This is a genomic window from Pseudomonas sp. L5B5, from assembly GCF_020520285.1.
Classification (GTDB): Bacteria; Pseudomonadota; Gammaproteobacteria; order Pseudomonadales; family Pseudomonadaceae; genus Aquipseudomonas.
The window spans coordinates 52,653-78,335 of record NZ_CP084742.1; the positions used below are offsets into that span (position 1 = coordinate 52,653).

Annotated in this window: 21 protein-coding genes; 4 read left to right on the top strand and 17 right to left on the bottom strand. The window is 64.9% G+C overall.

The annotated features are described in order from the left end of the window. Positions 1-211: 211 nt before the first annotated feature. The 3 genes from LGQ10_RS00210 to LGQ10_RS00220 all read left to right on the top strand — a co-directional run bounded on the left by LGQ10_RS00210 (position 212) and on the right by LGQ10_RS00220 (position 4,222). The gene (locus LGQ10_RS00210) at positions 212-2,299 is read left to right on the top strand and encodes a TonB-dependent receptor (protein ID WP_226524270.1); all 2,088 of its coding nucleotides are present in this window, start codon (positions 212-214) and stop codon (positions 2,297-2,299) included. 62 nt (positions 2,300-2,361) lie between these two features. Further along, positions 2,362-3,672 carry an NtaA/DmoA family FMN-dependent monooxygenase gene (locus tag LGQ10_RS00215; protein WP_058436950.1) on the top strand — a complete coding sequence of 437 codons (1,311 nt, stop codon included), beginning with the start codon at positions 2,362-2,364 and terminating at the stop codon, positions 3,670-3,672. Positions 3,673-3,793: 121 nt separating this feature from the next. Further along, positions 3,794-4,222: a TOBE domain-containing protein gene (locus LGQ10_RS00220; RefSeq protein ID WP_058436951.1), complete on the top strand. Its 429-nt coding sequence runs from the start codon at positions 3,794-3,796 to the stop codon at positions 4,220-4,222. Between the two features lie 12 nt (positions 4,223-4,234). Here LGQ10_RS00220 and LGQ10_RS00225 read toward each other — a convergent pair whose 3' ends face one another. The 17 genes from LGQ10_RS00225 to LGQ10_RS00305 all read right to left on the bottom strand — a co-directional run bounded on the left by LGQ10_RS00225 (position 4,235) and on the right by LGQ10_RS00305 (position 24,524). Continuing rightward, positions 4,235-4,684: a PTS sugar transporter subunit IIA gene (locus LGQ10_RS00225; RefSeq protein ID WP_058436952.1), complete on the bottom strand. Its 450-nt coding sequence runs from the start codon at positions 4,682-4,684 to the stop codon at positions 4,235-4,237. Between the two features lie 277 nt (positions 4,685-4,961). Next, positions 4,962-6,062 carry a cytochrome-c peroxidase gene (locus LGQ10_RS00230; RefSeq protein WP_226524271.1) on the bottom strand — a complete coding sequence of 367 codons (1,101 nt, stop codon included), beginning with the start codon at positions 6,060-6,062 and terminating at the stop codon, positions 4,962-4,964. 1 nt (position 6,063) lies between these two features. Beyond that, the gene (locus LGQ10_RS00235; RefSeq protein WP_226524272.1) at positions 6,064-8,859 is read right to left on the bottom strand and encodes a TonB-dependent receptor; all 2,796 of its coding nucleotides are present in this window, start codon (positions 8,857-8,859) and stop codon (positions 6,064-6,066) included. A 119-nt stretch (positions 8,860-8,978) separates the two neighbouring features. Further along, positions 8,979-9,977 carry a FecR family protein gene (locus LGQ10_RS00240; protein WP_226524273.1) on the bottom strand — a complete coding sequence of 333 codons (999 nt, stop codon included), beginning with the start codon at positions 9,975-9,977 and terminating at the stop codon, positions 8,979-8,981. Continuing rightward, positions 9,970-10,488: a sigma-70 family RNA polymerase sigma factor gene (locus LGQ10_RS00245; protein ID WP_058436955.1), complete on the bottom strand. Its 519-nt coding sequence runs from the start codon at positions 10,486-10,488 to the stop codon at positions 9,970-9,972. Before LGQ10_RS00245 ends, LGQ10_RS00240 begins: the two co-directional genes overlap by 8 nt. 56 nt (positions 10,489-10,544) lie before the next feature. Beyond that, positions 10,545-10,835 carry a hypothetical protein gene (locus LGQ10_RS00250; protein WP_226524274.1) on the bottom strand — a complete coding sequence of 97 codons (291 nt, stop codon included), beginning with the start codon at positions 10,833-10,835 and terminating at the stop codon, positions 10,545-10,547. Then, a complete protein-coding gene (locus tag LGQ10_RS00255; protein ID WP_058436956.1) occupies positions 10,832-11,377 on the bottom strand; it encodes a flavin reductase family protein in 546 nt (181 codons plus the stop codon). Before LGQ10_RS00255 ends, LGQ10_RS00250 begins: the two co-directional genes overlap by 4 nt. A gap of 24 nt (positions 11,378-11,401) precedes the next feature. Continuing rightward, complete coding sequence (locus LGQ10_RS00260; protein WP_226524275.1) at positions 11,402-12,637, bottom strand: cation:proton antiporter; 1,236 nt, start codon at positions 12,635-12,637, stop codon at positions 11,402-11,404. A 154-nt stretch (positions 12,638-12,791) separates the two neighbouring features. After that, on the bottom strand, positions 12,792-13,883 hold the full coding sequence (locus tag LGQ10_RS00265; RefSeq protein WP_226524276.1) for a Rieske 2Fe-2S domain-containing protein: 1,092 nt from the start codon (positions 13,881-13,883) through the stop codon (positions 12,792-12,794). A 24-nt stretch (positions 13,884-13,907) separates the two neighbouring features. Further along, complete coding sequence (locus tag LGQ10_RS00270) at positions 13,908-15,611, bottom strand: NAD(P)/FAD-dependent oxidoreductase (protein ID WP_226524277.1); 1,704 nt, start codon at positions 15,609-15,611, stop codon at positions 13,908-13,910. Between the two features lie 42 nt (positions 15,612-15,653). Next, positions 15,654-16,739 (bottom strand): monodechloroaminopyrrolnitrin synthase PrnB family protein, encoded by a 1,086-nt coding sequence (locus tag LGQ10_RS00275; protein ID WP_226524278.1) that lies wholly within the window; start codon positions 16,737-16,739, stop codon positions 15,654-15,656. Continuing rightward, positions 16,739-18,355 (bottom strand): tryptophan halogenase family protein, encoded by a 1,617-nt coding sequence (locus LGQ10_RS00280; protein ID WP_058436962.1) that lies wholly within the window; start codon positions 18,353-18,355, stop codon positions 16,739-16,741. Before LGQ10_RS00280 ends, LGQ10_RS00275 begins: the two co-directional genes overlap by 1 nt. A 597-nt stretch (positions 18,356-18,952) precedes the next feature. Further along, positions 18,953-20,698 (bottom strand): ubiquinone-dependent pyruvate dehydrogenase, encoded by a 1,746-nt coding sequence (gene poxB / locus LGQ10_RS00285; protein ID WP_058436963.1) that lies wholly within the window; start codon positions 20,696-20,698, stop codon positions 18,953-18,955. 299 nt (positions 20,699-20,997) lie between these two features. After that, on the bottom strand, positions 20,998-22,059 hold the full coding sequence (locus LGQ10_RS00290) for an NAD(P)/FAD-dependent oxidoreductase (protein WP_226524279.1): 1,062 nt from the start codon (positions 22,057-22,059) through the stop codon (positions 20,998-21,000). Between the two features lie 18 nt (positions 22,060-22,077). Beyond that, on the bottom strand, positions 22,078-22,350 hold the full coding sequence (locus tag LGQ10_RS00295) for a hypothetical protein (protein WP_226524280.1): 273 nt from the start codon (positions 22,348-22,350) through the stop codon (positions 22,078-22,080). Positions 22,351-22,488: 138 nt separating this feature from the next. Continuing rightward, complete coding sequence (locus tag LGQ10_RS00300) at positions 22,489-24,030, bottom strand: MFS transporter (RefSeq protein WP_226524281.1); 1,542 nt, start codon at positions 24,028-24,030, stop codon at positions 22,489-22,491. Continuing rightward, positions 24,027-24,524, bottom strand: a complete 498-nt coding sequence (locus LGQ10_RS00305; protein ID WP_058436966.1) for a GlcG/HbpS family heme-binding protein — start codon at positions 24,522-24,524, stop codon at positions 24,027-24,029. The genes LGQ10_RS00300 and LGQ10_RS00305 overlap by 4 nt, the downstream gene beginning before the upstream one ends. Before the next feature lie 102 nt (positions 24,525-24,626). Here LGQ10_RS00305 and LGQ10_RS00310 point away from each other — a divergent pair, with 102 nt between their 5' ends. Next, positions 24,627-25,502 (top strand): LysR family transcriptional regulator, encoded by an 876-nt coding sequence (locus tag LGQ10_RS00310; RefSeq protein ID WP_226524282.1) that lies wholly within the window; start codon positions 24,627-24,629, stop codon positions 25,500-25,502. Positions 25,503-25,683: the final 181 nt, after the last annotated feature.

The window sequence follows — 25,683 nt, forward strand, 5'->3', positions numbered from 1 at the left end:
TCACCACTGTCCGGCTGCATGTGTTGCGCAGGCCAGGGGCCGCGCGGCGGTGCCCATGATACCGGTTCCCTGGCGCTCCCGGGGACAGGATGTAGCGGGGGGAGCGAGTGCAGGTCATTCCGTTTAGCAGAATTAATTCTGTATTGAGGAATTTGATATCAGCGTGATAGCCTAATCGTGAAAGAGGATCATTCTCATTTGGAGGGAGGCCTTGATGGCCCTTACGCATCGCACATTGAGTCACGGTATTGGCGTTCTCACCTTGTCGAGCCTGCTGGCGACGCCCCCGGCGCTGGCCGAGACAGAGGCCAAGGGCGAACAGAAGGGCAGCCTGGCCCTGGAGTCGCTGGTGGTCACGGGTGAAAAACTCGAACGCGACCTGAAGAACACGGCGTCGTCGGTGTCGGTGATCACCGACACCGAGATCGATCGCCACAAGACCGGCGATGCGTCGGTGGCAGAGGTGATCAACGGCACGCCCAACGTGATCTATACCGATTCGGTGGGCGCCCCGATCATTCGCGGCCAGGACACCCAGGGCCCGAACAACGGGCAGAACGTGTTCTGGGGCGGCACGGTGCCACGGGCCACCATCAACCTCGACGGTCACTACCTGAACTACAACGAGATGTTCTTCGGCGCGACCTCGGTCTGGGACGTCGACAGCATCGAAGTCTTCCGTGGTCCGCAGACCACCTCCCAGGGCGCCAATGCCATCGCCGGGGCGATCATCGTCAACACCAAGGACCCGACCTTCATCCCCGAGGCGGCCTATCAGGCCGAGATCGGCAGCTATCATTCGCGCCGCAGTTCGGTGGCGGTGTCCGGGCCATTGGCCCAGGACTTCGCCGGACGCCTGGCGGTGGATTACTCGGCCCGCGATACTTTCATCGACTACGACAATCCACGCTTCCAGGGCAGCAAGACCGACCAGGATTTTCGCAACCTCAATGCCCGGGCCAAGTTGTTGTGGCTGCCCACGGACATCCCCGGCCTGGAAAGCAAGTTCACTTTCTCCCACACCGACAGCAACCGGCCGACCCAGGAAGCGGCCACCGCGCCGTTCCACAAGCTCGACCACCGGTCCACCACCATGCCGTCCTGGGAGCAGGACACCAACACCAGCATCCTCGATGTGTCTTATGAACTGGGCAACGGCCTCAAGCTGCACAACCAGGCGCAGTATTCGCTGTCGTCGGTGCATCGGGTCACCGGGGCGGCGGGCGAGGGCGATGCGGATATCCGCCAGAAGAACGGTTCCAACGAAACCCGCCTGAGCTTCGGCGAGCAGCAGGACGTGTTCAGCGGCATGGGGGGTGTCTACTACGCGCGTACCCGCACCGATGAAAGCCTGAACCTGCGTGGCCGTTCGATCTTCGATGACACCAAGACCAACCTCGGGATCTTCGGCGAGCTGCACTACCGCCTGAGCGACCTGTGGACCCTGAGCACCGGCCTGCGCTACCAGCAGGACCATGTGGAGCGCGAGGGCAACTCGGTGCTGGCGCCTCGGGCGCTGAACTACGACAAGACCTTCTCGGCGCTGCTGCCCAAGGTGTCCCTGGCCTATGCCGCGACCGCGCAGTGGACCGTGGGTGCCCTGGTCAGCCGTGGCTACAACCCCGGCGGCGTGTCGTTGAACCTGAGCACTCGGCAGTGGGCCTACTTCAAGGAGGAGTCGATCTGGAACTATGAGCTGTTCAGCCGTGCGAGCCTGCTGGACGACCGGTTGCTGATCAACACCAACCTGTTCTACATGGACTTCAAGGATGCCCAGTACAACATCCCGGTGGTGATTTCCCCGGGGGTGGCGCAGTCGTACACCATCAATGCCGAGAAGGCCCACGCCTACGGCCTGGAGCTGGACTTCGACTACCGCCTGCTGGACAACCTGCGGCTCAAGGCCAGCGCCGGCACGTTGCGTACCCGCATCGACAAGGTCTCCAGCAACGCCGGCTACGCCCACAACGAGTTCGCCCGGTCGCCGGGCTACACCCTGAGCTTCGGTCCCAGCTGGGACATCACCGAGCGCCTGAACCTCAACGCCCAGGTCCGTTACCTGGACGGCTACTACTCCGACGTGGCCAACACCTCCAGCTACTCGGTCAAGCCCTACACCCTCACCGATGCGCGCATGAGCTATCGCTTCAACGACCAGGTCCAGCTCTACGGCTACGTGAAGAACGTGTTCGACGATCGGTCCCCGACCTACATGCAAGAGAACCGCGGCATCGGCGGCACCGAAGCCAGCATGACCCAACCACGCACCCTCGGCATCGGCGTCAAGGGCGCCTTCTGATGGCTCCGGCGGCGCCTGCCCGGGCCGCCGGCATTGATTCGCATACAGGAGATTGGCAACAGATGAGTAATCGCAAACGCCTGCATATCGGCATGTCCCTGGCCCCCACCTGGCTCAGCGGCGATGCCTGGCGCCAGCCGGACAGCAACATCGAAGGCATCTACAGCAGCGACTTCGCCGTGGACATCGCCAAGCGCTCGGAGGCCGCCCACCTGGATTTCGTATTCCGCCCGGACGTCAGTTGCCTGAACCTGGAAGGCCTGGAAAGCGGTTCGGGATTCGCCAGCCTCGATCCCACGGTATTGCTGGCGGCGGTGGCCCGGGAGACCCGGCACATCGGCCTGGTCTCCACGGTGTCCACCACCTTTTTCCCGCCCTATGTAGTGGCACGCCAGCTGCAATCGCTGCACTGGGTGAGCAACGGCCGCGCCGGCTGGAACATCGTCACGGCCTTGCAGGGGCACGAGAATTTCGGCCTTGAAGCGATGCCCAGTGCCGATGAGCGTTATGCCCGGGCCGCGGAATTCACGCGGCTGGTCCACGACCTCTGGGCCAGCTATCCCTGCGAAGCCCTGCTCATCGACCGCGAGCACGGCCGTTACGCCGACCGCTCCAAGGTGCACCCGGTGGATCACCAGGGCGCGCATTTCAAGGTGCGTGGCCCGCTGAACCTGCCGGCCTATCCCGGGCCACGGATCCCGTTGATCCAGGCTGGCGCCTCGGATACCGGCCGGGACTTCGCCGCTTCGGTGGCCGACCTGGTGTTCGCCCCGACGCCCGACCAGGAGGCCGCCCTGGAGCTGCGCCGCGACCTGTCCCGACGCGCCGAACGCCATGGCCGGGCCCCTGCGGATATTCGCCTGCTGCCGGGGCTGAGCCTGTACCTGGCGCCTACCCGCGAAGAGGCTCGCCAGCTGTTCATGCAGACCCACGGCAATCCGGACAACAGCCGCAAGTTCGCCTCCATCAAGCAGACCATTGGCCTGGACCTCAGCGACTGGCCGCTGGATCGCCGGGTGGGCGCGGCGGATCTGCCGGCGCCGGCGGAACATCCTGGCAGCCGGACCCATGCCAACCTGTTGCGGCGGCTGATCGAGCGCGAGACCTTGCGCCTGGACGAGTTGTTGCTGCGTCCGGAAGTGATTTCCGCAGCCCACTGGCAAGTGATCGGCACCGCCGAGGATGCCTTCGAACAGATCGTCGACTGGGCCGAGGCCGGCGCCATGGACGGTTTCATCGCTGCACCGGGTGGTTCGATCCGCTCCATGCATATCTTCCTCGAGCAGGTGGTACCGCTGCTGGTGCGGGCCGGATTGTTCCGCGAGGCCTACAGCGGCAGCACCTTCATGGACCACTTGCAGGACGTGTGCTGAAGCTCAAGCAGATAGAGGGGGCAGGGCGTTGATGGCGCCACGCTATGGTTGCATCTACATAGCGTGGCCCCGGATCATTTCGCGGAAATCCTAACCCTGAAGTCAGCAAAAGGAAGTTTCGATGAAAGTCAGTGCACGCAACGTGTTCAAAGGCCGGGTGAGCCAGGTCGAAGAGGGGTCGGTAAACGCCGAGGTCGTGCTATCGCTGGAGGGTGGTGAACAACTGGTGGCCGTGGTCACCCTGCAAAGCCTGCGCAACCTGGGGATCGCTCCGGGTACCGAGGCCCTGGCCCTGGTCAAGGCACCCTGGGTGATGCTGATGACCGACGCCGAGGGCATTCGTCTGTCTGCCCGCAACTGCCTGCAAGGTCGGGTCATCAGCGTCACTGACGGGGCGGTCAATGCCGAAGTGGTGGTCGAACTCAGCGGTGGCAGCCGGGTGTACTCCATCGTCACCCGGGACGCCGTGGACGAATTGGGCCTGGCGCCGGGTGTCAACGCCACTGCGGTGATCAAGGCATCGCACATCATCCTGGGCGTACCGGCCTGAAGCCTTACGGGTCTACCAGCAATCGAACAGTTGCTTGACCTGATGCGCATCACGACAGTCATGCAGGGCTTGTCGAAAGCGCTGGTCGGCGAACAGCCGCGCGGTTTCGCCCAGCAGGTCCAGGTGCAACTGATCGGCCGGGGCGGGCACCAGCAGCGCCACGATATCGCGCACCGGCTGCTGGTCGGGGGCGGCAAACGCCATGGGTGCCTGCGGGCGCAGGTACAGGACGTGGATCGTATCCAGCGCCTCCAGTCGCGCATGGGGCAGGGCCACGCCCTCGCCGATGGCGGTGCTGGCGGCCTGCTCGCGACGAGCCAGGCTGGTGGATACCCAGTCTGCCGGCAAGTGCCAGGTGCGCTGCATGTGCTGGCCGATCTGCTGGAACAGGCTTTGTTTGTTCGACGTATTGAGCGCAAGGAGGATGTCTTCCTCCTGCAGGTGCATGGCCAGCTTGCCCATGGGCTTCTCCAGGAAGGGCCGGGCGCCCGTGGCCCGGCTCGGATGCCATTCAAGCGCATTGGCCGCCGGTTGGCAGCCGGGCCGGGACAGTCTTTACGAAGTCTTTAGGTTCCTGAATGGCTGGCGCCTTTGTGATCCCGGGAAACAAAGAATCCAGGTATCAACGTGCTATGGGGAAGCGGTGGCTCTCTTGAACTGGGTCAGTGCCACCTGAAAGTGTTCCTCAGGCATCGATAGCCCTGTCCTGCGCGCAGAGCCCGCACTTTTTGTAATTTCTTCACAGGGCCTCCAGAAAAGCCTTCAGCGCTTTCAGTTCGATCCGGTCCAGCCCCAATGCCTGGAACTGCGTCGACGTCACGGGAAACAGCGGGTCTTGCTGCTGCGCACCCTTGGGCGCGGGCCTGGGCATGCCGGCGTTGTAGAACAACAGCACCTGATCGAGGCTGCTGGCCAGGCCATTGTGAAACCAGGGGCCGGTACGGCTCACCAACCGCAGTGAAGGTGTGCGCATGCGCCCGACATCCTGCGCCAGCCCGGTGACCTCATAGCGCCCGAGGTCTTCGCGGCGACGCCCATAGAAGGTCAGGCCGGCGTTGTGGAAGCGGTTGTCCTGCATTCCCGGTCCGAAGTGGCAGTTCATGCAGCGGGCCTTGGTGCGAAACAGGTGCAAGCCCTGCAATTGCTGGTCATTGAGCGCCTGCGCCTGGCCCCGCAGAAAGCGCTCGAAGGGGGTGCGTTGGGCAACCCGCAGCAGGTCGCGCTGATAGGTCGCCAATGCCGCCGCCACCTGTTCGGCACCCAGCGCCTGTCCGGGAAACACCTTGGCGAACTGCGCCGGGTAATCCGTGCTGGCACGCAGCCGGGCTACCAGCTGCGCAACGCTGAAGGCCATTTCCTTCGGGTCGACGACCGGCATCAGGGCCTGCATCTCCAGGCTGTCGGCGCGCCCATCCCAGAACAGATGCCCGGCCAGGCCGCTGGTCACCACGCTCGGTGCATTGCGCCGGCCTGCTGCACGGTCATGCCCGAACGAAACCCGACGCCCATCGGCGAACGCCAGGTCCGGCTCATGGCAGGAGGCGCAGGCGATCTGCCCCGAGCGCGACAGGCGCGGGTCGAAGAACAGCTGGCGGCCCAGATCGGCCTTCTGCTGCGTGTAGGGGTTGTGCTCCGGCGACGGCGCACGCTCGGGCAAGGGGCCCAGCTCTTGCCAGGCCACGCCCGCATCCACCTGCGGCGCCGGCCACTGGGCGGAGGGCCGGCTGTACACCTCGCGCAGGCATGTCGGTTCGCTCAGTGCGCAGGCAAGCCCTGACTCCGATCCAATCACCAGCAGGATGCCGAACACGACCACAAGACTCTTCAGGGACCGGCGCATCTCAGAACGCGTACCCGACTTCGAGCCAGTACTGGCGGCCCACCTCATAGGTCGAGACCGAGTTGCTGTTGACCGTCTGGTTGGCATTGACCGACTTCTTGTCGAGCACGTTGAACACGTCGACGTTGATGAACACACTCTGGTCCCTGGCGGTGGGAATCCGCCAGCCCAGGCGCGTGTCCCAGGTCAGCGCCGGCTGGAATTTCTGTTCTTCCCAGACATCCACCGAAGTCCCCATGTAGTCCACGTTGCGCCCCGTGTCGCCAATGCGCTTGTAGCCGGCGCGGTAGCGCCAGAAGTTGCTCCACTGCAGGTTGGCCTGGGGGATCTCGGTGATGGTCGTCAGGCGAGCCGTCCAGGGCCGGTTGAAGTTGCTGGCAGGGCGATCGTCATAATTGATGAAGCTGCCCTGGTACTGGATGACGTTGTTCTGGTAGTAGAGGTTTTCGGCGGCGACGTAGGTCGGCGCGGACGCCTTGCTGTCGGTCCAGTTGAGCGCCAGTTGACCCCCGGTCTGGGTGCCAAGCAGTGTCCAGCGCTGCTGCGGCGTCACCGTCAGGGTGTAGGTGTCGGTCTCGCTCTTGCCGTCGTTGGTGTAGGTGGTGTAGTTGCTTGCCAGCGTCGGGTCCGTGGAGGGCTCGCCCAAGGTCCTTCCGGACACCTGCACCACCTGGTCGCGGCCCTTGCGATTGACATACTTGAGGGCATATTCGACCCCGGCCCATTGCTGCACCACGCCCAGCATCAGCTCGTCATCGTAGGGGATGTCCAGCTGATTGAAACGCACCTGGTTGGCGGCGTTGGACTTGACTACCCAGGGTTGGTCCAGGCTGTCGCGGGTTTCGTTGAAACGCAGGCGGTTGCGCCCGTCCTGCAGCTGCCAGCTGCTGACGCTGCGCCCGTAGTAACGGTTGACGCCGGCATTGAGCAAGGTGGTGCGGTCGCCGAACAGGTCATATTCGAGGGAGAAGCGCGGTGCCCAGGTGGTCTTGTCCATGTAGTCGTCGTTGTCCATGCGCACGCCCGGGCGCAAGGTCAGTTGGCCGATGGTGATCTCGTCCTGCAACCAGCTGCCCCAGGAGGTGGTGGTGAAGTCGAATTCGCCGGTGGCATAGCGGGTACGGCTTTTCATGTACTGGCCTGCCCAGCCGTTCAGGGTCTGGCCCATGTTGCAGGCGACGTTATCGGTCACCCCGGCACCGTTGGTGCAGGTCCTGGTAGCCGCGGGGGCAACGTAGGTGCTGCTGTCGGTCAGGCGCTCATAGCGCACGTACTGGCGGGAGAACTCGAAACCGGTTTGCGGGCGGTGAGTCATGCCCAGCCAGTCGACGCTGCGCCAGTCGGCATTGAGCTTGTACTGCCAGGTACGTTGTTGCTGCTCGATATCCCCCCAACCGCCTTCAAGGGTATTGGCGGTGGCCTTGTTGCCGATGCCCCAGTCCTTGGTGCTCGACTTGCGCCAGGTCCAGTAGTCGGCCGAATCCGACTGGCGACTCTGCTCCTGGCCGCTCCATGCCAGGTTCTGTTCGACCCGTGCCAGGTCGCCATCCCATATGGTGCGCAGGTTCAGTTGGGTGCCGCCGGCCTTGTTGTCGTAACCCGAGTTGGCCACGTTGGCACGGAAGTAGTGACTCTCCTCAGGCGCATGGGTCACGCTGGTCTCGACGGTGAGTTGGTCGCTGGCCCGCCAGACCGACTTGAGGAAGTAGTTGTCGATGCGCCGTTCCTGCTTCTCCTCGTGAAAGCCCATTTCCTCGACGTTGTTATAGGAGTAGAAACCCAGCGGGATCGTCGAGCGCTTCTGGCTGAAACTGCCGAGCAGGCCGAAATTGTCGGTCAGGTGGCCCTGCAGGGTGCCGCGAATGGTGACCTTGTCGAACTTGGGTTGCTCGTCGGGAGAGCCGGAGTTCTCCATGCGCTCTGCTTCGCTTTCGTCGACATGATATTTGGTCCAGGCGGAGCGGGTGGTCTGCACCGAGAACTTGCCGTGCAGCGCCTGGGTCGGCGCACGGGTCTGTGCATCGATGACCCCGCCGTTGAAGCCGCCATAGGCCGCTGGCACGTTGCTGTCCAGGACCGTGATGTTCTCCAGCAGGTCGGTGTCCAGGGCCAGGCCCTGGCTGCGCCCCGGCACCGCGTCCAGCAGTTGCACCCGGTCTTCGGCCGGGTCGATGTCGTTGTTCATGTTGATGCCATCGATCAGGAAGGCATTCTGGTAGAACTGCGCGCCGTTGATGCTGATGTTGGCCGGGCCGATTTCACCAGGGGTCTTGCTGCTGAGCTGGGCGTCGTCGAACTGCACGTTGGGATGGCTGCGCAACAGGCTGGTGATGTCGCCATTACCGGCCGGCATCGCTTCGATCGTCGCGCGGTCCACACGGGTTTCCCCCTGGGGCAGAACCCACTCGCCCGGGACCTTGGTACTGCCCAGGCGGACCGGGTCCGCACGCCGATGAGTCGCGCGTTGCACCATCAGCGCGTCGTCACCGAGGTAGATCCACTCCAGCTGGCTGCCCTTGAGCAGTTTCGCCAGGGCCTGATCGGCACTCAGTTCGCCTTGCACCGCTGGAGCGTTCAGGTTGCGCAGCAGCTGGCTGTCGACGCTGATCTGCAGGCCGGTCTGCTGTGCCAGCGCCATCAGTGCCGAGCCCAGGGGCTGGCGGGCGATGTCAATGTTATGCCGTGTCCGCTGGTCACTGGCCAGGACCGGCAAGGACACCGCCAGTCCTACCGACAGCAGTAAGAGGCGCGCGCTGCGTCGGCAACCGTGAAGACCTTCTAGGTGGCGAATGGACATGCTCTGGTGAACTCCCCGCTCAGTGCGAACAATACGCACCTGTTAATGAGAATATTTACTATTAACTGGACGGGGCAATAAACGAACGGCGATCGAGAACTTCCAGAAATTTTTGAGATTTATTTTTTTACTGGTGCTTCAGGCGTTTCTCGGATGAGGGTGAGGTACGGCCCCCAATGCGTGAGATGCCCGCGAAGCGGGGCGATGGCCAGTTGCAGCGCGGTGACCGGCGAGCGCAGGTTCAGCGAGGCGGTGACACGCCGCTCGCCCAGCGTGCGGTCGACCAGCAACAAGGTGCCGGGGTAGTAGTCCCGCAGTTCCTCGATTACCTCGCGCAGGGGCCGGTCATTGACCAGCAGTTGCCACTGGCGCCATGGCGCAACCTGGCCAGGCGGTAGTCGGCTGCGCTGCGGCGGGCTCTGGTCCAGGCCAAGACGCAGGCTATCGCCGGGCCCCAGGGCCGGCACCGCGAGTTCGCCTCGCCCATCGCGAACCTGGACCGCTCCGCTCTGCACTGCCACCACCACGGCGTTGTGGCTGAGGTCCACATCGAACGCCGTACCGATGACCCTGACCTTCACATCCGCCGCCTGGACCGTGAACGGGCGCGAGGCATCGTGGCTGACCTCGAAGAACGCCTGCCCCCTGAGCAGGGTCACGCCCCGCGTGCCCGGCTCGAAGGCCACCCGGATGGCACTGTCGCTGCCCAGTTCGATGCGGCTGCCGTCACTCAGGCTGACCTTCAGATGCTCGCCGAGCGGGCTGGCATGGTCGGTCGGCGGCGTGGGGCGGACCAGCAACAGCACACAGGCTGCCAGCGCCAGCGCCGCCATTGCTCGACCCCGCCAGCTGCGCCGGGGCTGGACCAGGGCAGGCAACGGACGAGGCACGGGTGTCTCCAGCGGTTCCAGGTGGCCACTGAGCAACCAGACTTTCTCGGCCTTGCGCCAGGCGACAGCATGACGCTCATCAGCGGCCAGCCAGCGGGCATGGGCCTGATGCAGTGAGGCGTCATCCGGTGCGGCGCGGCATTGCAGCAGCCAGTCCATGGCCGCCTGCCACACCGGGTCGTCCTTCAGTGAACCGGCTACAGGTTGAGACAAGGGGGTATCAGTCATCGGCCAGATGCTCCGCACAGTGGGTCAGTGCGTCACGCACCAGCTGGTGCGCCAAGCTGGTGGAGATCTTCAACTCAGCGGCAATTTCCTGGAAGGTCAGGTGTTGCAGGCGATGCATGCGGAAGGCTCGACGCGTCCGTTCCGGCAGCAGTGTCAGGGCATCCTGCAGGAGGCGCAACTGGTCGCAATGCAGCGCCTGATGTTCCGGTGAAGGTGCGTTCGAGGGCAGTTCGTCCAGCAGGTCGTCGCCATCGGGATGGCGGTTTTCCAGGGTCGAGCGTCGCAGCAGGTCAAAGGACAGGTTGCGCACGATGCGGTACAGGTAGCCCACCGGGTTGTTCGGCTGGGCAACGCTATCGGCCTGGCCGCAGAAGCGCAGCCAGGCTTCCTGGACCACTTCCTCGGCTTGAGCCCGGCAGCCGACGATAGGGGCCGAGTAGTCGACCAGCGCGGCACGGTGGGAGAGGTAGAGCTCGAGTTTATCGCTGGGATAAGACACGACGGCGATCATTCAAGGTGAGATCAGGCTAGGGGGGGCGGAATCTTATCTTCAATTGCAAATGCTTATCAACAGCGTTTGTTTCGCCCTTGAGTGAATGTCGGATCGACCCAAGAGGAGGAGGGGGGCGGAACTGCAAATGGCTGTACTGATTTGAGAGTGGGCAGTTGGCGAGCACTCCCACCAAACTCCAGGATCTGGCCAGGTTGTCGCCGCTGATCCTCGAGCACCTCAATTTGTGGGGCGCTACTCTTTTGCTGTACCTGAGGAAGTCGCCCGAAATGAATTGCCGCTGCAATCCAGACGAAAATCAGACCCTCCCGCCCAACGATCACATGAGCCGGGCTATTGAAGCTCATGGGTCTGTTCCATTGCTCCTTAAACCCCGGTACTGGCCTGCATGGAAGACCAGCGGTTCTGCGCCGCTGTATCGGTATTGCTCGATCTCGCCAATGAAGATCAGGTGATCACCGCCCTCGTACTGGGTGACGTTGCGGCACACCAGCACTGCTACCACATCGTCCAGCACCGGAGCTCCCGCCTTGCCGTAGGAATGACCTACACCGGCGAACTTGTCAGCGGCTGCTCGGGCGAACTGCTCCGACAGGTGGTGCTGGTCCGCGCCCAGTATGTTGATGGCGAAATGGCTTGCCGAGCAAAAAACCTTCAGGCTCGGAGCCGTGCGTGCCAAGCTCCAGAGCACCAGCGCCGGCGACAGCGACAGTGAGGAGAACGAGTTGGCGGTCACACCGACATTGCGGCCCTCAGCGGTGCGGGTGGTGATCACGGTCACACCGGTCGCAAACTGTCCCAGTACGTTGCGCAGTTCGCGGGCATGGTGGACATCGCAGCCCTCGGCATCGAGCAATTCGAGAGCTTTGGTTTCGGTGGCAGCATTCATGCTGGTCTCTCCCCTGAAGCTGGCTCAGGCGGCCTGTTGGTCCATTGCGCGCGATTGCATGCGCAGGGTGAATCGAACCAGCGGTGCGCTCAGCGCCGTCGTCACCAGCGCGAACACCACGAGGATCGTGTAGACCTGTGGCGGAAGAATCTGCATCTGCAGGCCGATCGACAGGACGATCAGTTCCATCAAGCCGCGTGTATTCATCAACGAGCTCACCAGCATCGCATCGTGTGGCCCAAGCCCGGTGGTACGTGCGCCCAGATAGCTGCCGCCGAACTTGCCGATGAATCCGCCCACGAGGAATACACCGCACCACATCCAGGATGCCTGGTCGTCGATCGTGCCGACCGACGCACGCAGTCCCGCACATGCGAAAAACACCGGCATCAGCACAAGCTTGACGAAACCTTCGACGTTCTCGCGCCACTCCTTCGCGACGCCAGGCACGCGGCGCACGAACAGCGCCGCCGCAAGTGCGCCAAATGCGCTATGGAATCCGATCAGCGACGTCGCCAGTGCCGACGCTATGACGAAACAGAGCAACACGGCCAAGCGGTCGCGCGTCGCATGCGCAGTCGATGCGAGCCGTGCAAGCGCCGGTCGAACCACGAAGCGCACCAGCAGCGCGCAGAGCAGCAGATACACGAGCAGACTGACGAGCATGCGCGCAAATGCCCAGCCAGGTCCGCTCGATAGCGAGGCAATGGTGGCCAGCAGCATCCATCCGAGTGCATCTGTCAGCATCGCGGCGGACATTGCGTGCCGTGCGCCGACCATGGCGCTGAGCGCCAGGTCATCGATGATGCGTGCCATTACCGGCACCGCCGATACCGCCAGTGCGACACCGCAGAAGAGTACATAGGGCAACGCCGGCGCGTCGCTGGCGAGCGTGTCCTTGGAGACGCCGGCGACGATCATGCCGATCGCGGCCGGTACGATGAGCCCGCCGGCTGCTATCGCCGCGGGTATGCGCCAGCGCTTGCCGCGCAGCGTCTCGCCCAACTCCATGCGCAGGCCTATCTGAAACATCAGCAGTATCAGGCCGACTTCGCCGACTTGCGCCATTGCCGACAGGGTATGTGGGGCGAACAACAGGTCGTAGAAACCCGGTGCGACCAGGCCGAACAGCGAAGGTCCCAACAGCAGGCCGGCCGCAATCTCGCCGACGACCGCGCACTGGCCGAGCCGTTCGGCAATGCGGCCGCAGACATTGCAAAGCGCGATCACCAGCACCAGTTGCAACAGCCAGATGGTCATGGACACCTCGCAAGGAGCGACACCGACACGAAGCGAGCGGCGACGAGCCCAGGCAGGCCCGCCGGGCCGTATCCGGTGATGACCGTGACGCCACTCGCCAGGTTCGCGAGCGCCTGGCACAGCGACACGGCCGATACCGGCTCGGCCTCACGCACTACCGCTCGCTCTCGACCCGGTCGACCCAGCCCCGGTAGAACGCACGGTACCTGAGCACGAGCTTGTCGTACTTGCTGTACGCGCCGCCGCCGTCGGGCTTCATCCCGTTCCAGATCTTGACGTCGTACCCGGCTGCCTGCCTGGTCTGCAGCCCGAACAGCACGAAGTCGGTCGCGCGGCGCAGGGCGCCGCCCACCTTCTTGATCGAGATGAGCATGTGCATGACGTTCTTGCCCTCGCTCACCGGCGTCACGCACTGGAGCAGCTTGTATTTGACGTCGGCGTCCAAGGCAACGGTCATGACGCACCCACCGGGGTAGCCATCGAAGTGCAGGTTCATCTGCGACATGTTCAGGCCGAGCGCGCGCGACAGCATGCCGAGTGGACCGAAGTACCGGTTCACGGTGAAGTCGATCCCGGCACCGAACCACGCGCCCGCCCGGGCCAGCGATTCAACCTCCGGCCACCGGCGCCAGTCGTCGAAGAGCTTGAGCTCGAAGGCCGAGATCGGCAGCGCGTGCACGGGGGTTGCGTGCTGTGCGTCGTAGAAGTTCTCGACGATCCGCAAGACCGCCGTCGTCGTCTCGAACGCGAAGTGCAGGTGCATGAAGTCGCCATTGTCGACATCGGCCGCGGCGATTTCGGGCAGCGGGTGCAGCGGCTGCGGGGAGCCGTACCAGACCCACACGTAGCCGTATCGCTCGGCGGTGACCAACGTTGGCTGGCGCGCCCCGCGCGGCACGGGCTCCAACTGGCGTACCGCCTGGCTGTGGCCGGGGATGTGAACGCACTGGCCTTGCTCGTTATACCGCCAGTGGTGAAACGGGCATTGGATGCACCCGTCCTTGACCTGCCCGTCAGCCAGGTTCGCGCCCAGGTGCGGGCAGTGGCGATCCATCACCACGGCCCGTCCCGTCGCTCCGCGCCACGCCACGCACGGGCGGCCAAAGAGCGTCAATTCCTTCGGCTTGTCCCTGAGGGCGTTCGAACGCATCGCGACGTACCAGCTCGCGGCCACGCGCGTGGTGGCGTCGTGCGCCCCCGGGGGATGCTGCTTGATGCTCGGCTGATCCAGTTGAATGTTGTTCATAGCGTTCATGTCGTCCTCGGCCGGCTACTTCTTCAGAGCCAGGCCGATGCGGGTCGTGACGTACGCCTTGAGCAGCGCGAACATCGGGTTGTAGTCGAAGTACTTTTTCACCTCTGCCGGTGCTCTGGTCTGCGTCCAGTACATCAGCCTCATCGCCGGTATCAGGCTGTACTTCGAGTTGTTGAGCTGCGGCTTGTCCCCGGTGATGCAGTACCCGAAGCCGAACATCGGCTTGGCGAATTCTCGTTCGTCGATGAGGGCGTGGATCCGCACCGCGGCCTGCGCAGCCGACTGGTGCCCGGCGCTCACAGCCTCGACCTCGGCTTTGGCGTCGTTGAACAACAGGTAGTACTCCTCCATGTCCGCGCACAGGTACCCGAGGTACGGGGGGTCGTTGTCGAGGTGATCCAGGTCGCCCTCGTCGCGCGACGCGCGGAACCTCGCGTGGGCTTGTACGAGCCGGAATTGCCCGAGGATCGTGCCGACTGCCCACAGCCTGTGGAACGCATCCCATAGACGGAAGTCCGAGAACGCCGTGTAGCAGCAGCTGACGAAGTCGTCGTTGTGGTCCAGAAGCTTTTGCTGCAGGCGCTCGATGTACTCGAAGCGCTCGGGGGAGAAGTCGTCGTCGCGTAGCGCCTTGATGAGGCGCGCCGCGAGCGCGTGGATGGTCACCGCGGTGTTCTCCAGGCCCCGGGAGAACAGCGGGTCGATGAACCCGTTCGCGTGCAGCATCAGGCAGTAGCGGTCGCCGATGCAGGCGGTCGACGAGAACTGCAGGCGGTCGGTCCTGACCCAGTCGCGCACCGGCACGGCGTCCTGGAACTGAGCCCCTATGCTCGGGAACCGTGCAAGGAACTCAGCGAATTCTTGCTGCGCACTGATGTCCGTTTTCGGGTAAATCCGCGGGTCGAGTTGCAGGCCGACACTCACCAGGTTGTTGGTCGACCGCGCGTGGTTGTTGAACGGAATCACCCAGAGCCAGCCACCTGTGAACATGTGGTGCAAGGTCCCCTCGTGCCAGCGCCAGCGCTGCCCCTTGACCTTGAAGATGTCGTCGAACGGCTTGACCCCGAGCATGTGCGTGTAGAGGCTGCGCGAGTGCGTCTTGAAGCGACAGGGTTCTTCGCGGAGCTTGAACTTGGTCGCCAGCGGCGCTCGGGGGCCTCCGCAGTCGATCATGTATCGGCCGGTGAACCGTTCGCCCTCGGTGGTGGTCACCGCGACGCCGTCTTTATCGGCGTGGTAGTCGGTCACGCTAGTCTTCTGGCGGACCTTGCAGCCGTATTTGATGGCGGCTTGCAACAGGTAGGCGTCGACGTCTTGCCGGTAATAATGGCTCTCCGGCCCCCAGGGCAGCTCGGGAATGACGCACTGCGTGAACTCCTTCGGGTCGTGCTCCTGGCCGGGTTTGTGGAACACGAAACCGAAGTTGCGCTTGATGCCGGTGCTCGACGAGACGTAACGCTGCGTCGAGTAGAACGACGTGATGTGGTCGAGCTCCGGAATGCCGTAGCGATCAGCGATGATGCGGTTCATGAGAGATGTCTCGGGGATCGACGACTCGCCGATCGTGAACCGCGGGTGCGCTGACTCTTCGATGATCAGCACGCGAAACTGTTGTTTGGCCAGGATGGCCCCCATCTGGGTGCCGGACATGCCCGAGCCGAGGATGATTACGTCGAAGTGGTTGCTATCGTGTCCGTTCGCGGGGCTCTTCTGAGTCATGGGGGCAAACTCTCCTTGTGGGATAACACTGGGTCGCGCGCATCAGGATTCGTCGAGCGCGGTGCGGATGCGGGACCGCGCGGCACACGTGAGCGTGAGTAGATCAACGAGCATGCTGGGCGCGTACCCCCCGCTGCCGGTTGCTGGGCCGCTTCGCCCGACTTCATACGCCCGCTCCGCCAATTTGAGGTGAGGCGCCCGGAAGCGCAGCAGGACCTTGAGGACCCGCTCGAGGGCTACCAGCCCGGCCCGGGCGGGCTCGTCCCGTGCACCGACCGCTCGCGCTTCGCCGAGCGCACGGTCCAGGAGCGCCGGCCCCTCGGCGAACCGAGCGTAGACCGCCCTGTACGCGGGAAGCACGTAGGGCAGGTACGTCTCCTTGAATTCTCGATAGGCCTGGTCGTCCGTTTGCGAGCCCCACAGGACGTGCTCCAGCACGAAGAGCGGCATTTCCACGGCACCGGGGCCGAGGTAGCTCTGGCCCCCGACTTGGATCGGATCGTAGAAGGGGCGCAGTTCATCGTAGAAGACCTGCGGCGAGATGAAGCGGTACGCGTAGACGATCGATTCGACCATTTTCTGCAGATAGGCTTCCAGCTCGGCGCACCCTTGCACGAACGCGGGCGACCGCAGGGGCACATCGAACAGCTCGACGGTCACCGCGATGGCTGCCTCCAGGGCCGCCATCGAGATGCGCACGCTCTCGAGCAGATGCGCTTCGTCGCGCAGCCCGGTGTAACTGCGCTGCGCGTCGGCCGCTTCAGGGTTCCAGACCGTCACATGCAGGAGCGTCTCGCGCGGCGGCATGTCGGTCACGCGTGCCAAGTCCAGCAGCACCCGTTCGAGCCCGGGCACCACGTCCGTGGGCTCGTGTCCGTGCCGCTTGAGCGACCCCAGGAAAAACCCGATATCCCGCATCGCGGCGGCGGCTTCGACGAAGCCCCAGCCGGAGGGCACGCCGCGCGCCGGGAGGAACTCGCGCAGCAGGCCGATGATGCCGGGCACGTCCTTGTTACGGTTCAGGCCCGGCAGCTGCAGAACCAGGGAACGTGCGTTTAACGGATCACAAGCCGCCACGGCAGCGTGGGTGGTGGCGAATGCGGATACCCGGTTCAAGGCGAGTTCCACTACCGGCCTTCCCGCGTCGCGAGCGTCGGCCCGCGCTGGTTGCCAGACAGCTGCGCGTCGCCGTCACGCAGCGAGCGCAGGTAGTCGTAGTTCGTCGGCAGGCTGGTCCGCAGGCGCTCGGCCTCGCGCCGGATGCTGGCGAACATCGCCTCGGCCTTCTCGATCGACTCGGGCCGGTGCTGCAAGAGCGGTAGCGACCGGTCGGGCAGCATGCCCAAGCCGGCAAAGATGCAGTAGTAGTTGCCGTTCAACCAGAAATTCTTGAATTCGTAGTCGAAGGTCTCGTAGTACGTGGAATCGTCGAACGACGTGGTGGTCAGCGGCAGCCCCGCCTTGTAGCGCTGCACCTTCTCCTGGATGGCGTCCGATAGCCGCAGTTCGTGCCGGTTCGCGAGCCAGAACGGCGTGTCTTCGCGCGACGTGGTGAAATAGTGCGCCTGGACGAAGTCTCGGCAGTCGTCAAACATGTAGACGATCTCGGCGTTGAATGCATCGCGCAACCGCGAGTCGAACGAGGTGTCGGGGAAGTGCTTCACGAGCTGGTAAAGCGCCGCGTAGATGAAGTAGATGCCCGTCGATTCCAGGGGCTCGAGAAAGCACGACGACAGCCCGATCGAGACACAATTGTTGACCCACGCCCGCTTGTTGCGTCCGACCCGGAACTTGATCTGGTTGAGCGGCTGATTGTCCGAGAGGCCCCAGAGGTTGAGGAAATCGGCGGTAGCCTGGTCGCGCGAGGTGAACTTGCTCGAGAAGACGTAGCCGCTGCCGAACCGGCCCAGCATCGGAATCTTCCAGGTCCACCCCGAGTTCATGGCGATCGCGGAAGTGTACGGCTCGACCCCGTCGCGCGCGTCGTCGTTGGGCACGGCGCTGGCGACCGCGCTGTCGCACAGCAGGTAGTCGGACATGTCGATGAAGGGCTCCTTCAGGGCCTGATTGATCAGGAGCCCCCGCATGCCGGAGCAGTCGATGAACAGGTCCGCCTCCAGCTTCCGCCCCCCCTTGGTCAACAGGGTGGAGATGTAGCCGCGGTCGTTCAGTTGAACCTCCATGACCTCGTCGACCACGCGGTTGACCCCACGCTCGACGGCCCAGCGCTTCAAGAAATCGGCCACCAGGTGCGCGTCGAAGTGCCACGCGTGGGACATCTGGCGGGTGCCGTCGGGCAGGCAGGGTGCCAGCTTGCCGTCGAGCGCCCCGGGCTGCGGGTAGCACGCGTACTCCATCGGCTGCTGGAAGCCCTGTTCGCGCTTGCGCAGCCAGTAGTGGGTAAGCGGCACGCCGTCGCAGTTCGGCACATTGCCGAACAAATGGTAGAAGTGATCGGCACGTGATGGGTCGAGAGGCTTTCTCCAGTTCACGAACTTGATCGCGGCCTTGAACGCACCGTTCACTTGGGGCATCCACTCCCGCTCCGGTATCCCGAGGAAGTCGAAGAACACCTTCTGCAAACTCGGGATGGTCGCCTCGCCCACGCCGATCCGGGGGATCGCCGCAGACTCGATGAGCGTAATGTCTACCTGCTGCTGGAGCGCCCGGACGAGGTACGAGGCGGCCATCCAGCCCGCAGTACCGCCGCCCACGATGACGATATTCCTGATCGGCTTGTTCATAACACTCCTTGTTTCAAGGCTGACGGTCTGTAAGGAGGGCAAGGCCGCCAGTCTCCGTGCATCCGTGCAAGAGGCCTATCAATGTGTTTGTCGGATTAGACTCTAGACCGCCGGAAAAGCGATGCATCTTCCGTTTCCGAATTACCATTCTTGAAAGCCAAGGCATTTGTTCTAAAGGAAGGTACCGCGTGCTTTTTTGCGGCCAATCAGTCTGCCGTTCAGGGTGTTGGCCTGACGTAGCCATATGTTTTGAACATGAGTTCATGCACCGCAGATTGCGCAAGAGGCGAGCCGCTCAAAAATGATCGGATCACTCAAAGATCACTACGGTCTCCCGCCCCGTTGCGGGGCAGTTTTCCCAGGTGTCCCTCCAGGAGGTCCTGTGGCGGGATCATCCATGTGATGGCTGGAGCGAATCCAGATCGATGAGGAGGGAGCGCAGGCCAGTATTGGCGCAAACGCGCCAATACCTGCGATGTGGTGGTTTTCCAGACGCCACCCTGGGTGGAGGCTCCTGCAGCAATTGTCATGGATGGACGCCTTCATCAGAGGCTGCGCTGACACGGGGCCCGGTATTCTTCGGGGGGCAGCCCCTTCTTATCTGATCTTGAACCAACTGCCCTTGGGCCAGTTGGTCCGGGCCAGCTCCACCACCTCGTCGCCACGCCCGCTCATCACCGCCTTGAGCATGTACAGGCTCATGCCCTTGGCTTGCTCCAGCTTGATCGCCGGCGGGATGACCAGTTCCTGGGTGGCGGTGACCACGTCCACCAGCACCGGGCCGTCATGTTCCAGGGCGGTGCGCAGGGCGCCTTCCAGGCCTTCGGAATCTTCCACCCGCAGGCCGAGGATGCCCATGGCATTGGCCATGGCGGCGAAGTCCGGGTTGTGCAGGTCGGTGCCGGTGTCCAGGTAGCCGGCGGACTTCATCTCCATGGCGACGAAGCCCAGGGCGGAGTTGTCGTAGACGATGATCTTCACCGGCAGTTTGAGTTGGGCCAGGGAGATGAAATCCCCCATCAGCATGCTGAAGCCGCCGTCGCCGGCCAGGGCGATCACCTGGCGCCCGGGGTAGGCGGCCTGGGCGCCCATGGCCTGGGGCATGGCGTTGGCCATGGAGCCGTGGTTGAACGACCCCAGCAGGCGCCGTTGGCCGTTCATCTTCAGGTAGCGTGCGGCCCAGACCGTGGGGGTGCCGACGTCGGCAGTGAAAATGGCATCGGCGTCCGCCAGTTCGCTGACGAGGTGGGTGAGGTACTGCGGGTGGACCGGCCGTCCCGGTGCCGCAGGCCGGGCCAGGTCGTCCAGGCCCTGGCGGGCCTTGGCGTAGTGCTCCAGGGAGGTCTCCAGGAAACGGCGGTTGCCCTGGTAAGGCAGGCGCGGCAGCAGGGCGGCGAGGGTCTCGCTGACATCGCCGACCACTCCCAGGTCCAGGGGAACTCGCCGACCCAGCGCCTGGGGATCGCGGTCGATCTGGATCACGCAGGCGTCCTCGGGATAGAACTGGCGGTAGGGAAAGTCGCTGCCCAGCACCACCAACGTGTCGCAGTTGAGCATGGCGTGATAACCGGAGCTGAAGCCGATCAGCCCGGTCATGCCGACATCGAAGGGGTTGTCCCATTCGATATGCTCCTTGCCGCGCAGGGCATGCACCACCGGTGCGCCGAGGGCGTCGGCCAGGGCCACTACCTGGTCATGGGCCCCGGCGCAGCCACTGCCGCACAGCAGGGTCACGGCCTGGCTGTGGCTGAGCAACTCCACCAGGCGGTCCAGGTCCTGGGGCGCCGGCAGGGTGCGTGGCGCGTGCAGGGGCGGCCACGCCTTGCTGGCCGCTGGCACCTGCTGCAAGGCCACGTCACCCGGGATCACCACCACCGCCACGCCGCGATTGAGGATCGCGCTGCGCATGGCCCGGTGCAGCACTTCGGGCATCTGCGCCGGGTTGCTGACCAGTTCGACGAAGTGGCTGCATTCCTTGAACAGCTCTTGGGGATGGGTTTCCTGGAAATAGTCCAGGCCGATTTCCGAGGAGGGGATCTGTGCGGCGATGGCCAGCACCGGCACCCGGCTGCGGTGACAGTCGAACAGGCCGTTGATCAGGTGCAGGTTGCCCGGGCCGCAACTGCCGGCGCACACCGCCAGTTGGCCGGTGATGGCCGCTTCGGCACCGGCGGCAAAGGCCGCCACCTCCTCATGGCGTACATGCATCCATTCGATGCTCTGCATGTTGTTCAGGGCATCGGTCAGGCCGTTGAGGCTGTCGCCGGTCAGCCCCCAGATGCGCTTGACCCCGGCTTGTTCGAGGGTCTGTGCCAGTTGTCGGGCAATGGTGATGGTCGCCATGGAGTTCTCCTGCCGTCGGATGGGAAATCGTTGCGATCAACAGGGGACAGCAGGCGAGGGCGGATGATTCCCTAAAGCTGTGCAAAGCAGCGTCGATGCCAGGGAACGTCAACGCTGGTGCCGCCGCCCGATCTTCCAGCTGGCGCGCAACGGCTGAACCCGTCCTACCCGCGCGGCCGAGGCACCCTCGGAGGGACTGGCGCCATGCACACAACGCCCCGCAGACCCGTGCGAAGGACTGCGCCAGGCCACCTTTCAGCCTGGCAGGTGTACCGGCCCCTCGGCCATGGGACGAGCGCTCAGAGACCGAAGCGGGCGGGGCGACAGGGGGCGAGTTCGGCGCAGCGATGTCCCTGCAGCAACTCTTGGCTGACCAGGCGCCCGACCGTGGGGGCCAGGGTCACGCCGGCGTGCATCACTGCCAGGTACAGCCCGGGATGTGCGCTGAGCGGCCCGATGATTGGCAGTTGGTCATCGGGCATCGGCCGCTGGCCCACTTCGACGCTGCGCAGGGTGACGGCCTCGGCGCCCCGGAAGGCCTGGCGGATGCTGGCCAGGGCTTGCCGGGCCACCGCCTCGGGGCCTGCGGGCCCCTCGGTGGCGATGTAGTCCTCGGCCGCCAGCAGGCTGCCGTCGCTGGCTTCGCGCACTTCCAGCTGGCTGTTGGACACCAGGGTCTTGACCAGCCCCCGCGGAGCGTCCAGGCGCAACAGGATCGACGGCGAAGCATGCAGTGGCAGCTCGATGCCCAGCGATGCCAGCAGCGCGGGGGTGCCGCAACCGGCGGCCAGCACCAGGTGGTCGGCGTGGTAGACCCCGGCGGCGGTGGCCACGCCGATCACCTGCCGGTCTTGCACTTGCAGTTCCAGCGCCGGGGTCTGGGTGAGCACCCGGGCACCACGGGCGCGGGCCCCTTCGAGCAGGCACAGGGTGGTGGCCAGCGGGTCCAGGCTGCCTTCGCCGGGGGCGAACCGGGCGTGCTCCGGCACGGGTTGCAGGTTGGGTTCAAGCTCGGCGATGCGCTCGCGCTCCAACCACTGGCGGGCATTGCCTGGAGGCTGCGCAGCGGCTGGCGCGGGGTCCGTGTCGTAGTAGCACAGCGCGCCGGACCAACCGATCCGCAGCCTCGGCAGTTCCTGCTGCAGGCGCCGGTAGTCGGTCAGCGCCTGCTCGCGCAAGGCGCGTGCGGCACTGGGGAATTCCCCGTGCGGGTTGATCCAGGCGAACGAATGGCCGGTGACTCCCGAGCCGGGTGTGGCCTGTTCCAGCACGGTCACCTGGGCGCCCTGACGGGCCAGATGGTAGGCGATGGAGGCGCCGACGATACCCGCGCCCAGCACTGTTACCCGTGGATGCTGCATGACTACCTCGTGATGTGGTCAGTGGTGGCGCCGGTGTTCGGCCAGAGCCTGGGCCTGCACTTGCTGGATCCAGGCGTCCTTGCAATCGCTATAGGCGTGGGAGTTGTCGGGATGCTGGGCACTGGCACTGGCACTGGCACTGCAGCTGCACCGGGCGGCGGCCGCTGCCCGGAGTATCCCGTCTGCCATAGCGGCCCCTGGGCAGGCCTGGTCGGTGGCTCTCCCCGGGTCATGGAGATGCAGTTCGACCTTGATCGGTGCGTGGGGAGCGGCGGGCGTTTCGCGGATCATGGTCGAGGCGGCTCCTGGCAGGGGTGCAGACTTCAGCGCGCACCTTAACCGTGTGCCGGCAAACCGGGCAATTTGCTGATTGTTATGAAATTGCAAGCGCGCTCCAGGTGCCAGGGCGGCACCTGGAGCGGCTGGGCGCTAGGGTGTTTCCAGGGCCAGGCCCTGGGCTTGCGGCAAGGGGTTGCGCATCAATCGACCCACCACCAGCGCCCCCAGCAGGGCCAGGCATCCGGCGACTGCCAGCACCAGGCCAAAACCGCTGGTGAAGGCCTGCAGGGCCAGGGGTTCGACCAGCACCCGGGTGCTATCTGGCAGGTTCGCCAGGGCACCTTGCATGTCGCCGGCCACCACTCGCGAGGCAATCTTCGGCGCTTGGGCCAGCCAGGGGCCGGGCACCTGCCGCAGGCTGGTTTGCAGGAGCTCACGGGTGTGGTTGCCCAGCAGGGCACCGAACACGCCGATGGCCAGCATGATGGCGCTGAAACGCATGGTGGTGCTCATCCCGGAGGCCATGCCGGTACGCTCCCGGGGCACGCAGGCCATGATGTTCTTCTGCGTGTCGCCGTTGAGCAGGCCGGCGCCAGCGCCGGTCACGGCAATCGCCACGGCGAAGTTCAGGTAGCCCCCGGCCTGTACCGCCCAGGCACTGAGCAGGTTGCCGCAGCCCACCAGGGCCAACCCAGCGGCCATCAGCGTCGCCGGAGTGTAGCGGCCGGCCAGGCGGGCGCCGATTCGCGGGCAGATCAGCATCGTCAGGGCAAAGGGCAGCATGCCCAGGCCCGAGGCAATGGCCGTGAAGCCCAGGCCGTTCTGCAGGTAGAAGGGCAGCAGGGTCATCATCACCTGGGCGCAGCCGGCGTAGGCGAACATGCCCAGCAAGGCACCGATGAAACGCGGATGGCGAAACAGTTGCAGGTCCACCATGGGCCGCTGCTGCATGCGCTCGACCAGTACGAACACCCCCAGCAGCGCCATGCCGGCCAACAGGCGGGCGACGGTGGCCGGGTGGCTCCAGCCTATGCGATTGGCCTCGATCAAGCCCCAGATCAGGCACAACAGGCTGGCGCTGAAGGCCAGGCTACCCCAGAGGTCCAGGCGCGCGGCCCGGGTATCGCGAGACTCCGGTACTTGGCGCAGCACTCCCCAGAGCAACAGCGCGCCCACCGGCACGTTGAAGTAGAAGATCCAGCGCCAGCCCAGATACTCGGTGAGCAGGCCGCCGACCGTGGGCGCGGCGGTCATCGCCAGGCCCATGCAGCCGCCCCAGAAGGCCCAGGCCCTGGCACGCTCCACCTCGTCATGGAACGCATGGCCGATGGCGGCCAGGGCCGAGGTCAGCAGCAGCGCCGCGCCCACGCCCTTGAGCGCCCGGGCCAGGTCCAGCAACAGGGCCGTGGGAGCGGCGCCACAACCCACCGAGGCCAGGATGAACAGGCCCAGCCCGCACAACAGGGTGCGCTTGCGACCGAAGCGGTCGGCCAGGCTGCCGGCGGGCAGCAACAGGGCGGCAAAGGCCAGCATGTAGGCGCTGACCACCCATTCGATATCGGCGAAGTCGGCCCCCAGGTCCCGGGCGATGCTGGGCAGGGCAACGGCGACGATGTTGGTGTCCAGGACGATCAGCGAGCAGACCCCCGAGGCGATCAGCAGGGTCAGGCGCGGGTTGGTGGAAGGGTTCATGGCGCACTCTGCCGATTGAGGCTGGCCAGGGCCGCGAGGGCGATTTCATCATCATGGGCCGGGGTGTCGGCACTGACGCCGATGGCGCCCACCACCTGGCCTTCGACGATGATCGGCTGGGCGCCCTTCATCATCAGCAGACCGGCACTGAGGGCGGCGGGGCGGCCGCCGTTGATGGCGTTTTCCAGGTCGCCCGAGGGGCGGCGGAACAGCGCCGACGTGCGCGCCTTGCCCTGGGCCAGTTCGATCCCGGCCACGACCGGGGCGCCATCCATGCGCGCGCCGAGAATCGGCCAGCCGCCATCGTCGACAATCACCACGGCGCAGGGCCACCCCTTGGCCCGGGCGGTTTCCTGGGCCGCCTGGAGCAGGCCCTGGGCTCGCTCCAGGGTCAGGATTGCCTTGTGGGCAACGGTGGCTTGGGTTTCGGCGGCTACTGCCCCTTGCAGGCTGCAGCAGGTGATCATGGCCAGAAGCAGAGGTTTGACGCGCATGGCTTGGGCTCTCTAAGGTGGAGGTCTTGCGAGCTTATCCCGGGCATTGGCGCTGTTCGTTAGCTGCGGGCGGGAAGTTCATTACCTTTGAGCTAATGCACCATGGACATTCGGCACTTTCGTTATTTCCTGGCGGTGGCACGCCAGCGCAACTTCACCCGCGCTGCCGAGCAGTTGGGCATTGCGCCGCCGACCCTGAGCCGGCAGATCCAGGACATGGAGCTGGCCCTGGGCACGCGCCTGTTCCTGCGCCAGCAGCGTGAAGTCAGCCTGACCGAGGCCGGTGCCACCCTGCTGCTGGAGGCCGAGGCCACGGTGCGCCAGTTCGAGCTGGCACAGCGCAATGCGCAGCGGGCAGGGCGCGGCGAGATCGGTCATATCGAGCTCGGCTACGTGGCCTCGGCCGTGTACTCGGGGTTGCTGCAGAAGCAGGTACAGCGGTTCGTCCAGGATTGCCCGGATGTCAGCCTGAACGTGCGCGAGAGCCCCATGGCGGCCTTGCCCGCGCGGATCGCCGACGGTCGCCTGGATGTCGGTTACATCCGCTCGCCCATGACCCTGCCCGAGGGCGTCGAGGCGATCCGCCTGGATGCCGAAGGATTTGTCCTGGCGCTGTCGGCCGAGTCCTGGTTGTGCCGCTTGCCGCAGATCGCCTGCGAGCATCTGCTCAATGAAACCTTCATCCTGCCGGAGCAGATCAGCGGCACCCTGGAGGTGGCCGCCGAAGGCGGTTATGCCCCCAGGCTCGGTGCCCAGCCAGGCGGCCTGGTGGCGGTCATGGCGCTGGTGTCCCTGGGCCAGGGGGTCGCGGTGGTGCCGGAATCGGTGGTGGGTCATCTGAGCCTGCCCCAGGTGCTGTACCGCCCGATCGTCGGCAGTTCGGCGTCGTCCTGGCTGTCGCTGATCCATCGGCGTTTCGAACAGGCGCCGGCGGTGGCCCGCTACATCGAACAAGTGCGCCGCGAACACCGCCGCTGACCACAAGCCCCGCGCCGCGTACTGGATGCAGCCCAGGCGACTCGTGCCGAGCCGTACGCAGCCTGCGGCAGCGGCTACACGAAACACAGGAACCTGTAGCCGCTGCCGAGCGGGCGAGGCTGCGCACGGGCGGGCGAGGCTGCGCACGGGCGCGCAGCGTCCGCAATGCCGGCCACCCGTG